This is a genomic window from Proteus penneri (genome assembly GCF_022369495.1).
Taxonomy (GTDB): Bacteria; Pseudomonadota; Gammaproteobacteria; order Enterobacterales; family Enterobacteriaceae; genus Proteus; species Proteus penneri.
Genome location: NZ_CP059690.1, coordinates 199,695 through 217,167, shown reverse-complemented (window position 1 = coordinate 217,167; position 17,473 = coordinate 199,695). Strand labels below are relative to the sequence as shown.

General features: G+C 37.8%; 9 protein-coding genes. 3 read left to right on the top strand and 6 right to left on the bottom strand.

Annotated features, from left to right (window positions below; all coding sequences use genetic code 11):
- Positions 1-131: 131 nt before the first annotated feature.
- The 3 genes from H1225_RS00925 to H1225_RS00915 all read left to right on the top strand — a co-directional run bounded on the left by H1225_RS00925 (position 132) and on the right by H1225_RS00915 (position 9,435).
- Entirely contained in the window at positions 132-1,289 is a 1,158-nt protein-coding gene (locus tag H1225_RS00925) for an iron-containing alcohol dehydrogenase (RefSeq protein WP_109399321.1), read from the top strand.
- Between the two features lie 27 nt (positions 1,290-1,316).
- Positions 1,317-2,147 (top strand): 2,5-didehydrogluconate reductase DkgA, encoded by an 831-nt coding sequence (gene dkgA, locus H1225_RS00920; protein ID WP_109399322.1) that lies wholly within the window; start codon positions 1,317-1,319, stop codon positions 2,145-2,147.
- A gap of 208 nt (positions 2,148-2,355) precedes the next feature.
- The gene (locus H1225_RS00915) at positions 2,356-9,435 is read left to right on the top strand and encodes an Ig-like domain-containing protein (RefSeq protein WP_161725079.1); all 7,080 of its coding nucleotides are present in this window, start codon (positions 2,356-2,358) and stop codon (positions 9,433-9,435) included.
- 148 nt (positions 9,436-9,583) lie between these two features.
- On the opposite strand, the gene carB is transcribed toward H1225_RS00915, so the two are convergent.
- The 6 genes from carB to lspA all read right to left on the bottom strand — a co-directional run bounded on the left by carB (position 9,584) and on the right by lspA (position 17,472).
- The gene (gene carB, locus H1225_RS00910; protein ID WP_161671094.1) at positions 9,584-12,811 is read right to left on the bottom strand and encodes a carbamoyl-phosphate synthase large subunit; all 3,228 of its coding nucleotides are present in this window, start codon (positions 12,809-12,811) and stop codon (positions 9,584-9,586) included.
- Positions 12,812-12,828: 17 nt separating this feature from the next.
- Positions 12,829-13,992, bottom strand: a complete 1,164-nt coding sequence (carA, locus tag H1225_RS00905; protein ID WP_219515503.1) for a glutamine-hydrolyzing carbamoyl-phosphate synthase small subunit — start codon at positions 13,990-13,992, stop codon at positions 12,829-12,831.
- Positions 13,993-14,426: 434 nt separating this feature from the next.
- Positions 14,427-15,248: a 4-hydroxy-tetrahydrodipicolinate reductase gene (gene dapB, locus H1225_RS00900; protein ID WP_239739389.1), complete on the bottom strand. Its 822-nt coding sequence runs from the start codon at positions 15,246-15,248 to the stop codon at positions 14,427-14,429.
- 233 nt (positions 15,249-15,481) lie between these two features.
- The gene (ispH, locus tag H1225_RS00895; protein ID WP_023580932.1) at positions 15,482-16,435 is read right to left on the bottom strand and encodes a 4-hydroxy-3-methylbut-2-enyl diphosphate reductase; all 954 of its coding nucleotides are present in this window, start codon (positions 16,433-16,435) and stop codon (positions 15,482-15,484) included.
- A complete protein-coding gene (gene fkpB, locus H1225_RS00890; protein WP_006535221.1) occupies positions 16,416-16,886 on the bottom strand; it encodes an FKBP-type peptidyl-prolyl cis-trans isomerase in 471 nt (156 codons plus the stop codon). The genes ispH and fkpB overlap by 20 nt, the downstream gene beginning before the upstream one ends.
- Positions 16,887-16,956: 70 nt before the next feature.
- A complete protein-coding gene (gene lspA, locus H1225_RS00885; protein WP_072063721.1) occupies positions 16,957-17,472 on the bottom strand; it encodes a signal peptidase II in 516 nt (171 codons plus the stop codon).
- Position 17,473: the final 1 nt, after the last annotated feature.

Below are 17,473 nucleotides of genomic sequence, written 5' to 3'. Positions count from 1 at the left end.
TTCCATTCTCATTTCCATAACCTTATAGTTATATTGGTGTCATGTTATTTTATCTAGATACAGTAAAACACTTTTTCCTGATGATTTGTCATAACTGTATATTCAGAACAATAAATTAAGGTGGATACAAAATGCAAAACTTTACTTATTACTCACCGACTCGCCTCCATTTTGGTCAAGGCCAAATAGAAAAATTACGTTCTGAAATAGACAAAAATGAGCGTATCTTATTAACTTATGGTGGTGGTAGTATTAAACGCAATGGCGTATTAGACCAAATTTATACTGCACTTCCTGGCCATCAAATTCATGAATTTGGTGGTATTGAGCCGAATCCTTCCTATGAAACACTAATGAAAGCCGTTTCTTACGCCAGATACCACGGGATCACGCATTTATTAGCCGTCGGTGGTGGTTCCGTTATTGATGGTACAAAATTTATTGCAGCCGCTATCCCTTATAAAGGCGAGCCATGGGAAATTGTAACAAGTCGCGGTAAAGTCATTGAGAAAGCGATACCTTTAAGTTGTGTATTAACACTTCCTGCAACAGGTACTGAAACCAACAGTTTCTCTGTTATCAGCAGAAAACAGACAATGGATAAACAAAGCTTTGCCAGTCCTCATATTTACCCTCATTGTGCTATTTTAGATCCAACAACTACTTATTCTTTACCACCAAGACAAACAGCCAACGGTGTTGTTGATGCTTTTATTCATATCTTAGAGCAATATCTCACTTATCCAGTGAATGCTCGTGTACAAGATGAGTATGCCGAAGGCCTTTTACGTATTTTGATTGATCAAGGACCAAAAGCACTGACATCACCTACAGACTATGATATTCGTGCTAATATAATGTGGACGGCATCACAAGCGCTAAATGGTATTCTTGGTGTGGGTGTTCCTCAAGATTGGGCAACTCATGCATTAGGTCACGAACTCACGGCTTTACACGGACTCGATCATGCGCAAACCCTCGCTATTGTTTTACCTGCATTATTAAATGAAAAACGCCAAGCTAAATACGGCAAATTAATTCAATATGCACAAAAAGTTTGGGGCATAAACCAAGGTTCTGACGCTTTTAAAATTGAAACTGCGATTAATGAAACTCGAAAATTCTTTGAATTAATGGGACTTAGAACTCGACTGGCTGATTTCAAAATCGGTGAAGAAGATATTCCCGCATTAGTGCGAAAATTGGAAGAGCATGGACAAGTTGCACTCGGTGAGCATCAAGATATCACATTAGAAGTCAGTCAACGTATTTATACAGCGGCACTCTAAGTACTTTATGCGACTCTGGAGGTAAAAATGGATAAACCTAAACTGATCAAATTATCTGATGGAAATACCATCCCACAACTTGGTCTTGGTGTGTGGAAAGCAGATAATCATCAAGTTGTTAAAGCTATTCATCACGCACTTGATACAGGCTATCGTCTTTTTGATACAGCAGCGATTTATCACAATGAGGAAGGTGTAGGTAAAGCGTTAAAACAGATCACCGTTCCTCGTGATGAACTTTTTATCACAACAAAATTATGGAATAACGATCAGTCTCATGCCCGTGGTGCTTTATTAGAAAGTCTCCAGCGTTTGCAACTTGATTATATTGATCTCTATTTAATGCATTGGCCGGCTCCTTCACGAGAACTTTATGTCGAAGCTTGGAAACAAATGATTGTTCTGCAAAAAGAAGGATTAGTAAAAAGCATTGGTGTCTGTAATTTTAAAGAAGAACATCTGGAACGCATCATTACAGAAACCGGTGTCACTCCTGTTATTAATCAGATTGAAATTCATCCATTAATGCAGCAAGCACCATTAAGAGCTTGGAATACTACTCATAATATTGTGACTGAATCTTGGAGCCCATTAGCACAAGGTGGTGAAGGTGTCTTTGATCAGCCCATTATTCAAAAACTGGCTAAAAAATACCATAAAACCCCAGCGCAAATTGTTTTACGCTGGCATTTAGACAGTGGACTTGTGGTTATTCCAAAATCAGTTACGCCTTCTCGTATTGAAGAAAACTTCCATATTTTTGATTTTAAATTAGAAAAAGAAGAAGTAGCTGAAATTACCGTTCTTGAACAGAAAAAACGTTTAGGTCCTGATCCTGATCTCTTTGTCGATATCTAATTTTTGTTCCTTAATTAAAAAGCCAATAGAATAGATTTTCTATTGGCTTTTCTATAAAAAAATATTCAGCCTTCTTTTTACTTCCATTTTATTTTTTGACCTCAATTTTTTACATATACCTAAATTAATTAATTCACGTTCACTTTCTGATATCTAAAACATCTATAAATAAGAGAATCTCATCATTATTTATTTTGGTGAGTTTAAAATGACAAAATTTAAAAGTGGACTAACCCCTCAGCTTTCTTCTATCACAAAGAAAGTTGCTTGGTTTAATATCTTTATTCAACTGGCTTTTCCTATCTCTGCAACGCTGCCAGCAAATGTGTTTGCTAATGGAAATAACCAAGAAAAACAAGCTATTAATTTATTAAAAAAACAGGAAACCTATCAAGTTAAAGCAGGTGATACACCAGAATCTATCGCCAAGCAATTTAATATAAAACTATTTAAACTTATTGAGGCTAATCCTGATTATGTCTCTTTAGTCGGCAAATTAAAAATAAAGGCAGGTATAACACTTAATATACCCAACGAATCTTTATTGACAAAAAAATGGTTAAATAATAACAATCAAGATATTCCTATCCCTTCGACTAACGAGCAAGAACTAGCTCAAATTATTGTCGATAATTCATCTTTATTAAATAAAGATACCGATGCGACGCAATATGCAATAAGCCGAATTTCAAGTAAAGCCAATCAACAAATAGAACAATGGTTAAATCAATTTGGTCATGCTCAAGTCTCACTTTCAACAGATAAAAAATTCACCTTGGAAGGAAGCTCTGCTGATCTTCTTATTCCACTCTATGATAGCGAGAAGAACTTAGTTTTCTCTCAAACCAGTTATCATCGTAAAGATTCTCGTAGCCAATTAAACCAAGGCATTGGTTATCGACATTTTACTGATAAATTTATGGTTGGTCTTAATGCTTTTTATGACTACGATTTAAGTCGATATCACAGCCGTTTCGGTGTGGGTGCTGAAGTATGGCGAGACTATTTTAAATTAAGTGTAAATCATTACCACCGTCTATCTAACTGGCGTACTTCTGACGATGTTATGGATTATAACGAGCGTCCAGCTAATGGTTGGGATATTCGTACAGAAGGCTACCTGCCTGCTTATCCACAACTAGGTGCAAAACTTATTTTTGAACAATATTACGGTAAAGAAGTCGGGTTATTTGGCAAAGATAATCGCCAAGAAAACCCCCACGCTTATACAGCTGGACTTACTTATACACCAGTGCCTTTAATTACCTTCGGTGCTGAACGTCGTTTTGGTTTAAACGATAATAGTGATAATAAATTTGATATAAATATCCAATATCGACTTGGGGAATCACTCTCTTCACAACTTAATCCAGATAATGTTAGAGCAACACGTTTAATGTCTGGGAATCGCTATGATTTTGTAAATAGAAACAACGACATTGTTCTTGAATATAAAAAGAAAACCTTAGTATTCCTCTCTATTGCACCGACAATTAATGGTTACGCAAAAGAAGAAAAAGATTTAGGTGTGCAAGTGCACTCTAAATATCCCGTTAAACAAATTGAATGGTCTGCGAGCCGCTTAATTGCCAATGGAGGTAAGATTAATCATAATAACAATCTTAGTTACTCAATCATTCTTCCTCGTCATATCGCTGGTTCAGCAGAAACAAATAGCTACACAATAAGCGCTGTTGCTATTGATGAACAAGGTAATCGTTCTGATCCAGTACAGAGTCAAGTCACGGTTGATCAATCTGCGATTAATACACAAAATAGCCAATTTACACCAAAAACAACGCAACTACCTGCCGACAATCATTCTGCACAAAATCTGATCTTATCAATCCTCGATAACGATAAACTTCCCATTGATATCAATCTAAAAGAACTTTCATTAAATATTCAGTCTGATAATCCAGCTGGCAATAGCCAAGTTTCACATTTCAGTAGAATTGATGCAGGGAAATATCAAGTTACAATCACCGCAGGAAGTACGCCTGAAACAGTGACATTAACGCCCAAATTTAGAGATAACACCTTTAATCAGGCACAAGTGACTTTTATTGCTGATCCACATTCTGCCATTATTGCTAAAGGTGGATTAACCGTGATTAAAAACCACGCACCTGCTGATGGTAAAAGCCAAAATAAAATTCAAGCTATTGTAACTGATATTAATGCCAATAGAATTCCTAACTATCCAGTCTCTTTTACTGCGGATAATGGCGCAACAATTATTGGGCAAGCAAATACTGATGCTGAAGGTAAAATCATTGTTCCAATCACCAATACACATATTGGTAAAAGCATAATTAATGCGAGTGTTAAAAACATTACCTATTCAACTAATGTTGATTTCATTGCCGATATTAATTCAGCAAAAATAAACACTTTCACTATTAACCCAAATAGTTCATTTGCCAATGGAACCGATGAAAAGTTAATTGCTTTCAATATCATAGATAAAAATAACAACCCTGTTCCCAATGCCAAAATTCAATTATCTGCTGATAATCAAGCTCAGCTTAAAAAAACTGAGTTACTGACGGACAGTCAAGGTAATGCATCAACAACTATGACCAGTCAAATAGCAGGCACAGTCACTGTAATAGCACGGGTTAATAAAATAGACACGAAAAAGACAACGCAATTTATTGCCGATCAATCCAACGGTAGAATTATTTCAGTGACACCATCGGCAGCCCCCTATATTGCAGATGGCAAAACAGCAGTAACATTTACCGCCGTTGTTGAAGATAAAAATCACAACATCTTACCGAATGCGAAAATAATTTGGTCTACTAATCGGGACCAACAGATTGTTCCTATTAATGAAGTTTCAACAACAGATAACCAAGGTGTTGCTCAAACGACAGTAACCAGTACTCAAGCCTTTGATGTTATTGTCACAGCCCGTATTGGTAATGAATCACTTGATGCATTACCGATTACTTTTATTGCGAATAACAAACAAGGTTTAATCACTTTAACCACGAATAAAACTGAATTAATTGCAGACAATAAAGAACAAGCAATACTCACCGCCGTGGTGAAAGATAAATTTGGTAATACATTACCAAACGTCACTGTTGAATGGCAATCTAGTGCCTCTACCACACTCGATAAACAAAAGAGTGTGACCGATAATCAAGGCCAAACAACCAATAAAATTCAAACCAAAAAAGCAGGTGCAACAGAGATTATTGCCACGCTTTCAAATAAAGAAAAAGCACAATTGACACTCACCGCTATTGCCGACCCGAATAGTGCCAATATTGTCTTAACAGCTGTAAATAACAAAACAGAAGCGATCGCAGATAATCACGATACAATTACCTTAATGGCACATGTTACGGATGCTGAAAATAATCCATTAATAAAACAATCCGTATTCTGGTCTTCAACCCATAATGTGTTGAGTAAGAATATGGTCAAAACAGATGACAATGGGAATGTACAAATTGTAATAAAAGGAACTGAAGCACAACCGACAACTGTTACAGCAACTCTGGAAAATAGCCAAAGCGCTACAACAAATCTTCGTTTTATTGCCGGTCAAGTTAATACATCACAAAGTACATTTTTGATTGAACCTCAATCTATTATTGCCAATGGCCAATCACTTGCTACCGGCACAATAAACTTAAAAGATAAATTTGGTAATCCAGTTCCGAAACAAAATAAATTTATTACTCTCTCTGGTGACAACAACACCATAAAATTTAGTGCACTCAAAGAAATCAATACTGGCATTTATCAGACAACCATCAGCGGTAAACAAGAAGGTATTAGTCTTATTCGTGCCCAATATACGAATGCAAGTAATACCTTTAATTTAACTCAACCTCTTGGTTTTATCGCTGATAAGCAAAATGCCATAATTAATGAGGTTAATGTTATCGCGCCTTTTGATGTCACCGCAAATGGGAAAGATAAAGTTGTTATCCGTGCAAAAATTGTTGATAAACAAGGTAATTCAAATATGGAAGGCGTTGCTGTGGGTTGGTTAACTTCTCTAGGCAAACTTTCATTACCTATCAGTAAAACCGATAAAAATGGGATTGCAGAAATTACCTTAAGTAGTACGCAAGCAGGTATTGCGCAAGTTACAGCGATGCTTGATAGCCAACAATCTCTCGATGCAGACCATCTGATTAACTTTAATACTGATGTGATTTCTGCTGATAAATCTCAATTATCGCTTATCCCTAACACGATTATTTCTGAAACGGGGCATTCTCAAATCACGTTAACGTTAAAAGATAAATACGATAATTTATTAACAGGGCTAGAGAACAACATCAGCGTTAACTACAGTACTGATTTAACCGCAACCACAACAGCATTTAATGAAATCTCAACTGGGGTTTATCAAGCTCAAGTTAGTGCATTAAAAGCAGGTCAAACAACGATCAGTGCTAAAGTTAATTCGGTCACACTCACACAAACAGCGCAATTAACTGTTATGCCTAACAACCAGACAGCCAAAGTTGACAAATTTGTGATAAGTAATACACAACCTAATGCAGGCGATACTATCATTTACCACGCTTATATCAGTGATAAAAATAATAATCCTGTTAACAGTGGCGTTAGTGTGACATGGACAACGGATAAAGATAGTTTACTTGCTAAACCACTGACATTTACAGACAGCAAAGGTATTGCTGACGTTAAATTAACACGTAATCCTGCGGGTATTGCTAAAGTTAACGCCGTATTAATTTCAGGTAGTTATTCTGCCCCTGATGTCAATTTTGTGGCAGATGATGTTGATGAAAACAGTTCAGAAATCAACTTAATACCGGCAACAATCATCGCCAATGGCACAGATAAAGCATTACTCACTTTAACAATTAAAGATAAAGGCGGTAATATTCTGCCAGATCAGCAAGTTGAAGGGATCGCTAATAACCCAACGATTCAGTTTAGCCCAGCCAAACAAGTCTCTCCGGGTCATTATGAAATTGAAGCAACGGGGACTAAATCAGGTACGGCACAATTAAGTGTTAAAGTTAACGGTGTTGATTTCAAAAAACAAAAAACTTTACAGCTTCATGCCGATGCAACAACCTGGCAAATCAAATCTGTCAATGTCGATAGAACAAGTATGATTGCTGGAGATAAAGGGGTTAATTATCAAGCAACTATAGTGGATGCTAATGACAATATATTGCCTAACGTTATTGTGTCATGGAAGTTACAAGGTTTAGCTGATGACTATGACTTTAGTACCTATACAGATACAAATGGTATCGCAAGAACAAAAGTCACCAGCACGGTTGCGGGTATATTGAAAATGAGTGCTTATCTTGATTTAAATAATCATAAGCAAATTCAGGATGTAACCGTAAATCCAACTAATATCGATGTCAATAAATCAACCTTTACGAGTAGCCGTCAATCAATAGGAGGAGATGATAAAGATAGCGCCCTACTCGCTGTAAATTTAATAGATAAATACGATAATACGATTGATGGTAAAACAGTTTCGATAAAAACAGTCAGTGGTAAGCCTAATTTTAGTGATAACCCACTAAATTCATTAGGAAATGGTAAATATCAAACCAATCTTACTTCAAATGTTAAAACAGATATTATCTTAACTGCTGAAGCGGAAGGATTAACCATTGCAAAACCATTAACCATAAAAGTCACTATCCCAAAACCTAATATTATTTTTGACAAACAAATCCAGCAAGAAACCTACGCTTCTGCACCAATCAGCGCACTAGGTTATACAGGATTGCCTAATAATATTGACGTGATGTGGTCTAGCTCCGATCCGGCTATTGCCTCTATTAATACGGCTACCGGTAGCATTTCAATGAAAAAAGCAGGTACTGCTATTATCACACTACAAACATCAGGTAATAATCAATATCAACCTGCTCAAAGTAGTTATCCTTTGGTGATTGAGAAAGCGGATGTCGGACTAGTCGCCAAAGAATCTCAATTAAACTCAATTTGGAATGATAATATTCCGCAACAAGTGGTGCTTTTATATACCAATAAAGATGCCACAAATAACCCACCACCTAAACAATTTGTCAATTACAAACAAGCTATAATAGCAGTCGATGAACAAGGAAAAATTACACCAATAAAACCAGGCGATACAAGCATTACCGTATTATCTCAAGCAACAGAACAATTTAAGTCATCAAGTACAATCATTAATTACACGCAAGATAAAGGCACAATAAATTATCATTTTAAAAATTCAGATGAAACATTAATTGTTGATGCGTTGTCAAGTGGCGTATTGACAGCTCAGGCACCGACTCCTCCACTGCCTACTAATATTAATGCCATTTGGAGTAGTAGTAATCCAAGTGTTGTAGAAGTCACTCCGGAAGGTGCGATCACCCACTTAAGTGTAGGAAGAGCCACACTCACATTATCAATTAAAGATGATGCTTATTATCATGATAACCATAATAGTTATAATATTATGGTAAAACCTGCACCTTATATTACGATTGATTCAGTAAAATTTCAGTCTGCCGGTAGAGAGACGATTGCCTCAAATGCTAACAATTTATCTTGGCAACCTATTTACATCTCAGATAATAGCTTTACTGTTAATTGGAGCTCAATAGAAACACCTCATGCTATTAACTTTGAACTGTATGATGATAAGAATAATTTGCTCCAACGAGAGGAAAGACAAAATTATAGCCCTAAAAACAATATAACTGATCCTGTTATTATCTCTCCAACTGAACCTTACATAAATAAGCCACAAAATTTGAAATTAAAAGTGATCACGTTTGATTTAAATGATAAACCTTATCCTAAAGAATATAACATTGCCGTTAAATCAATTTCCGCACAAACGGCTGAAAATTTAATTTCAATTAGTCTTAATTCTCAATTTTTATATACAGATAGTGGTAGTTCAGCATCATCTTGCCAAGACCAGTGGGGAACAAGCACCACACACTTTACGGTAATACCTAGAATAGAATTTAAGGGTGATACTAAAAATTTACTTTATCCAATCAAGTTAACTGCGAAAATAGATAATATAACGTTAAATCCATCGAACCTATCACAAGGAGTAATTAATCAAAATGTAGTTTATCCAGATTCTTTTGCCTTGGATAAAAACTCGGGGAGTATTTATGAATTTAAGACAACATCATCACAATATGCTATTGATAAAGAATGTAGGTTTAAAGACTCAGGTCATGGTGTATTTAAACTAACCATAGATGTATATGGAAATAAACAAGAAGTAACAAAGAACTTCAACTGGAATGGCTTTAATGGCGCCTATTGATAAACAAATAAATTAAATTTAAAACCACATTATTTAAAAATAATGTGGTTTTTTTCCATGTAATTTTCTTTATTTTGAATAGTAATAGAAAAAATCCCGAATACGAGTTTCCTTATATTCGGGATTATTATGACAACAATAAATAAACTTAAGCTTTATTTATATTTTTATGCATCTCTTGGACTGATATCACATCCGCTGTAGGATCTGCCGTTAATGACAGTGTTGTCGCAAATCCACCATTTAATGTCGTGTCATAATGGACTTTATATCTTAATGCACTACGACGAATAATCTTTGAATCTTCAATGGCTTGACGACCAGAAGTGGTATTCACAATATAGTCATATTCACCATTTTTAATTCTATCTTCAATATGCGGTCGCCCTTCATGCACTTTATTGACTAAACGTGGATTTATTCCTGCTTCACCTAATACAATAGCTGTACCATGTGTAGCATCTAATTCAAATCCACTTTTTAGTAATTTCGTCGCCAAATCAACAACACGCTTTTTATCACCCTCTCGCACAGAAAGAAGTGCTCTACCTTTTTTCTTCATGGTAGAGTTGCTACCCAACATCGCTTTAGCAAAAGCTTGTGCAAAGGTTGTTCCAACGCCCATCACTTCACCTGTTGAACGCATTTCTGGCCCTAAAATCGGATCAACGCCTGCAAACTTATTGAAAGGTAAAACGACTTCTTTTACTGAGTAATAAGGGGGAATAACTTCTTTTGTTACACCCTGCTCTTCAAGGCTTTGGCCAATCATGACACGCGCAGCAACTTTAGCTAATGGCACACCCGTAGCTTTTGACACAAAAGGCACAGTTCGAGCAGCTCGAGGATTGACTTCGATGAGATAAACATCATCACCTTTCACCGCAAATTGTGCATTCATTAACCCTTTTACACCTAACTCAAAAGCAAGTTCACGAACCTGTTTACGCATCACATCTTGAATTTCTTTACTTAGGGTATAAGCAGGCAATGAGCAAGCTGAGTCACCGGAGTGAACACCTGCTTGTTCGATATGCTCCATAATACCGCCAATCACGACTTGTTTGCCGTCACAAATCGCATCAATATCGACTTCAATCGCATCATCAAGAAAACGGTCTAATAAGACAGGGGCATCGTTTGACACACTGACAGCGGTTTGGAAATAGCGACGTAAATCAACTTCGTCATAAACAATTTCCATTGCGCGCCCACCAAGGACATAAGAAGGGCGAACTACCAGTGGATAACCAATCAAGTGTGCTTTTTCTACCGCCTCTTCTAACGCTGTTACAGTAGCATTTTCAGGCTGTTTTAAGCCTAATTTATCAACGGCTTTTTGGAAGCGTTCACGATCTTCGGCTTTATCAATAGCATCTGGTGTTGTACCAATGACTGGCACACCTTCAGCTTCTAGCGCTCTTGCTAATTTCAGTGGGGTTTGCCCACCATATTGCACGATGACCCCTTTCGGCTTTTCGATACGTACAATTTCAAGCACATCTTCTAATGTGACAGGTTCAAAATAGAGTCTGTCAGAAGTGTCATAATCTGTTGAAACCGTTTCAGGGTTACAGTTCACCATGATGGTTTCGTAACCGTCCTCACGTAACGCAAGCGCCGCATGTACACAGCAATAATCAAATTCAATTCCTTGGCCTATACGATTTGGTCCCCCACCTAAGATCATGACTTTAGGTTTGTTTTGATGGGGATTTGCCTCACACTCTTCTTCATAAGTCGAGTACATATAAGCTGTATCAGTCGCAAATTCAGCCGCACACGTATCAACACGTTTATAGACTGGATGTAGCTGATATTGTTCTCGTAATTGGCGAATAACGTGCTCTTTTACGTTAAGTATTTTTGCTAAACGCGCATCAGCGAAGCCTTTACGTTTTAGCTGACGTAAGAAATCAGCACTCAACCCGTTGATGCCTATTTCACCGACTTTTTCTTCAAGACGAACAATTTCTTCAATTTGAACTAAGAACCAACGATCAATATTAGTAAGGTTAAACACACCATCAACAGACAGCCCTGCTCGGAAAGCATCTGCGATATACCAAATTCGGTCAGAACCTGCATCTTTTAGCTCTCGACGAATTTTGGTTAATGCTTCAGGGTCGTCTAAATCAACTTTAGGATCAAAACCCGTTGCCCCAACTTCAAGGCCTCGTAACGCTTTTTGCATAGATTCTTGTAGCGTTCTACCGATTGCCATCACTTCACCAACAGATTTCATTTGCGTAGTTAATCTGTCATTGGTTCCTGCAAATTTTTCAAAATTAAAGCGAGGGATTTTTGTCACAACATAATCAATAGAAGGCTCGAAAGAAGCAGGAGTTCTTCCTCCTGTGATGTCATTCATCAGCTCATCGAGGGTATAACCTACTGCTAATTTTGCGGCAACTTTAGCAATTGGAAAACCTGTTGCTTTGGATGCCAAGGCAGAAGAGCGTGACACTCGAGGATTCATTTCAATAACAATCAAACGCCCTGTTTTAGGATCAACAGCAAACTGAACATTAGAGCCACCCGTTTCAACACCTATCTCACGTAATACTGCCATCGAGGCGTTACGCATAATTTGATATTCTTTGTCGGTAAGTGTTTGTGCTGGCGCGACAGTAATGGAATCCCCCGTATGAATTCCCATTGCATCGAAGTTTTCGATAGAGCAGACGATAATGCAGTTGTCGTTTTTATCACGCACGACTTCCATTTCGTACTCTTTCCAACCAATCAGTGATTCATCAATTAATAGTTCATTGGTTGGTGATAAATCTAAACCACGAATACAGATTTCTTCAAATTCTTCACGATTATAGGCAATACCGCCACCCGTTCCGCCCATCGTGAATGAAGGGCGAATAATACAAGGAAAACCAACTTGTTCAGCGACAGCAAAAGCTTCATCAAGATTATGTGCAATACCTGAACGAGCAGTATCTAAGCCGATTTTTTTCATCGCTTTATCAAAGCGTTGCCTATCTTCTGCTTTATCAATCGCATCAGCTGTTGCCCCAATCATGGTGACACCAAACTCAGCTAAAACACCTTGGCGCTCCAATTCTAAAGCGCAGTTCAGTGCTGTCTGCCCACCCATTGTCGGTAATACCGCATCAGGGCGCTCTTTTTCAATAATTTTTCTCACAACTTGCCAGTGAATAGGCTCAATGTACGTTGCATCGGCCATTTCAGGATCGGTCATAATGGTTGCAGGATTTGAATTTACCAAAACAACTCGATATCCCTCTTCACGTAGAGCTTTACATGCTTGAGCGCCTGAATAATCAAATTCACACGCTTGTCCGATTACAATCGGCCCTGCACCTAAAATCAGGATTGTTTTGATATCTGTTCTTTTAGCCATTTTCTTTCGCTCCTGATTTATTTTGTTGTTACTGATTGCAGGTTTTGACGATATTGCGCGATTAGCTCGATAAAGTGATCAAAAAGAGGTGCGGCATCATGTGGCCCAGAGCTGGCTTCTGGATGGCCTTGGAAACTAAATGCTGGTTTATCTGTACGATGAATGCCTTGTAAAGAACCATCAAACAGAGATTTATGTGTCACTCGTAAATTGGCGGGAAGAGATGTTTCATCAACAGCAAACCCATGATTTTGCGCTGTGATCATCACCGTATTTTTATCTAAATCTTTAACCGGATGGTTACCACCATGATGACCAAATTTCATTTTGATGGTTTTTGCACCGCTCGCTAATGCTAATAGCTGATGCCCTAAACAAATACCAAATACCGGAATATCAGTAGTTAAAAAGGTTTGAATGGCGTTAATGGCATACTCACAGGGCTCTGGATCCCCGGGGCCATTTGAAAGAAAAATACCATCAGGTGAAAGCGCTAAAACATCTTGCGCTGGCGTTTGTGCAGGCACAACAGTCACTCGACATCCACGATCAACTAACATGCGTAAAATATTACGTTTCACACCGAAATCATATGCCACAATATGCAATGGCAATTCAGCCGCCAATTTAGCCTCTGGTAATCCATTTTCTAACGTCCAACTGCCTTGAGTCCACTGATAAGGTTGTTTAACGGTTACTGTTTTGGCTAAATCCATGCCTTTTAAACCCGGAAATGATTTAGCCTTTTCGAGCGCAACATGGCTATCAAGGCGATCCCCGGCGATAATACAGCCATTTTGTGCGCCTTTTTCTCTCAATAAGCGCGTTAACTTACGTGTATCAATATCTGCAATTGCAACAATATTATGGCGTTTAAGATAATCAGATAATGTTTCTTGAGCACGATAATTGCTCATCACTAATGGCAAATCACGAATAATTAAGCCTTGAGCATGAATAGTTTCTGATTCTTCGTCTGAATGATTAACGCCGGTGTTGCCAATGTGGGGATAGGTGAGAGTAACAATTTGTTGGGAGTAAGACGGGTCGGTTAGTATCTCTTGATAACCAGTCATTGAAGTGTTAAAAACGACTTCACCGATGGCGGCGCCTTCTGCGCCAATCGACTTGCCGTGGAATTCGGTCCCATCTTCTAGAACCAGTATAGCTGATTTAATCAAAACGCCCTCCAGAGAATAATAAATCACATTTCATGCATATTAATTCAGATTTAAGACTCTAAATCAATGCCAAAAACATAAAATTGGGCAAATTTTTGGCAAATTGGGCGCATTCTAAAGATCGAATGGGCAGATGTCTAGAAAAAACACCTTTTTAATTAAAAAAATATCAATCATTAGCAATTTAATTAACCAAGTGACAATTAACACAACAAATCTTACAGATTTAACCGTTTGCTTACCAAGATAATTTAAAAATGAAATTTTAAAAGAAAATACGGCGTGATATGTTCTATTTTTAGAAAAAAAACAGAAAAAATAAGAGATAAATAACACAAATAAGAACAAACAGAATAAAAACAAAAAATCAAATAAAAAAACCCACAATTAAACAAATAATTATGAGTTTTCATATAGTTAAAAATAATAAAAAATCACAATTCTTCTAAAGAAATCACATCTTTCATATTATATAGACCTGATTTTTTACAACTTAACCAAATAGCTGCCCTTACCGCACCATTTGCAAATGTCATTCGGCTAGAAGCCTTATGGCTTATCTCGACTCTTTCACCAATATCGGCAAAAATCGCAGTATGTTCACCCACAATATCCCCCGCACGAATAGTAGCAAAACCAATACTTTGAGGGTCACGCTCTCCCGTATGCCCTACTCGCTCATAAACGGCACACTCTTTAAGATCACGACCCAGTGCCTCTGCAATAGATCCCCCCATTGCTAATGCAGTACCTGATGGGGCATCAACCTTATGGCGATGGTGCGCTTCTACAATTTCAATATCACTATAAGAACCCATCACTTTAGCGGCTTTTTCAAGTAATTTAAGCACCAGATTGACACCAACACTAAAGTTAGCAGCAAATACAATTGGGATAATTTTAGCTGCATTTTCAATCGCTTTTTTGCCTTCATCATCAAAGCCAGTCGTACCGATAATCATGCCTTTTTGTTGTTCTACACAAAATTCAATATGAGAAAGCGTTCCTTCGGGGCGTGTAAAATCAATTAATACATCAAATGCATTAGCTTGTGCTAATAAGTTATCAGTTACCGTGACACCGATATGACCAATGCCAGCCAATTCACCCGCATCTGAGCCAATTAATGAAGAATTTGTACGTTCAAAAGCAGCACCTAGCACAGTTCCTTCTTGTTGAGAAATTGCCTGAATTAATTGGCGCCCCATACGACCACCCGCACCAACAACAGCAAGACGAAGTTCTTTCGCAGACATAACTAAATTTCTCCTAAACAATACTTATGATCTCTATTTATTGTTTACAGATTAGCGAGGTCATCCACTTGATGCCAGCATTTAACGTTCAAGATAAGAAAAACACACAAAACCCTAGTGATTATCAGTAAAAGAGATGAATAGCATGATTATTCATTTAACTTAACTTTTAGCATAAAAAAAGCAGAGTTATTCACTCTGCTTTTTAAATTCACCATTACACTTAAGTGATATTATTCAATAACTTTATAATCGAGACGAAGCTCTTTAGGGACTTCAAAAACAATATTTTCTTCACGCCCTGATAATTCGACCACATCATCAGCACCAAAGGTTTTTAAACGTTCTAATACTTGTTGAACTAAAATATCAGGCGCTGAAGCGCCTGCTGTAACACCAACAATATTTGCATTAGCGACCCATGATTCATCAATATCTTCAAAGCTATCGATAAGATAAGAAGGCTTACCCGCTCGCTGTGCAAGCTCCGCTAAGCGATTTGAGTTTGATGAGTTTTTAGAGCCAACAACAAAAACAACATCCGCTTTTTCAGCAAGTTCTCTTGCCGCTTCTTGACGATTGGTTGTTGCGTAACAGATATCATCCTTACGAGGCCCAATAATTTTAGGGAAGCGTGCATTTAAAGCATCGATCACTTCAGATGTATCATCTACAGAAAGTGTTGTTTGAGTCATAAAGCAAAGATTATCTTCATCTTTTACTTCTAATTTCCAAACATCAGCAGGCGACTCAACCAAATACATTCCCCCTTCAGGGTTATTGTATTGCCCCATGGTGCCTTCAACTTCAGGGTGTCCTGCATGACCTATTAAAATTGCTTCTTTACCTTTACGGCTAGCTCTAGCCACTTCCATATGAACTTTAGTCACCAATGGGCAAGTTGCATCATAAAGCATTGTTAAATTACGTGAGCGAGCTTCTTGCCGAATAGCTTGAGAAACACCATGAGCCGAAAAAATTAAAATCGCGTTATCGGGTACTTCTGAAATTTCTTCAATAAAGATAGCACCACGTTCACGTAAGTCGTTAACGACATAGCGGTTATGAACAACCTCGTGGCGAACATAAATAGGCGCGCCATAGATTTCCAGAGCGCGATCAACAATGCTGATAGCTCGGTCAACACCAGCACAAAAGCCTCGTGGGTTAGCCAGCAGTATTTGCATGTGTTGTTTCCTCCTCCGGATTGATACAGACAACTTCAATATCAAATGTCACTTCTTCTGACGCTAACGGATGATTAAAGTCAACTGTTACAGAATCTTCAGTGACATCTCTTACAATGCCTGGCATTTCACTGCCATTCATTGCTGTAAATAGCATAATAGTGCCAGCCTCAGGCACACCAGACTCTGCAAAGTCAGAAGGCATAAAGTATTGGATCAAGTCAGGATTGTATTTACCAAAAAGATGCTCACCCGCAAGCGTAAAGGTTTTTTTATCTCCCGTAGATAATCCCAATAATTCAGCTTCTAAGGCTGGTGATAAACTTTCATCACCTAAACGAAAAAGAGCGGGTTTACCATGCGCTTGTGTAGATTCAGCAACAGAGCCATCTGCTAACTTTAAAGTGAAATTCAGCAACACTGCGCTGTCGTTGAGTACCTGCATAACCATACTAATACCTTCTTATTAAGCGTAACCCCCGCCATAAGGCAGGGGTTATTTTAGTTAACTTCTTATCTGATTACTTTTGCTTTTTTGTATCCTGTGGACTGACATTTTTATCAGGGAAAAAACTCTCAATAATAATAAGTCCAGCACCAATACAAATCCCCATATCAGCAATATTAAAGGTAGGCCAGTGCCAATCTCCGACATAAACATCAAGAAAGTCGATGACAAACCCATGGATCAGACGATCAGAAAGATTACCCAATGCTCCGCCAATAATGAGCGCATAAGCAACGTTACTTAGTTTGGCACTCGCTTTATTTTTATACATCATTACTAATAAAGTAATGCAGATTGCCAATGCAATCAGTGCAAAAAACCAACGTTGCCATCCCCCTTTATCTGCTAAAAAGCTAAAGGCTGCACCATAGTTATGGGCGTAAGTGAAGTTGAAAAAAGGCATCACAGCAACAGATTCATACAGACGAAATGTCTGCATGAAATACTGTTTCGTTCCTAAATCCAACACCACTACAGCGACGGCTAGCCATAGCCAGCGTAAACCTGTAGAGCAAAGTGTTTTCTTCATT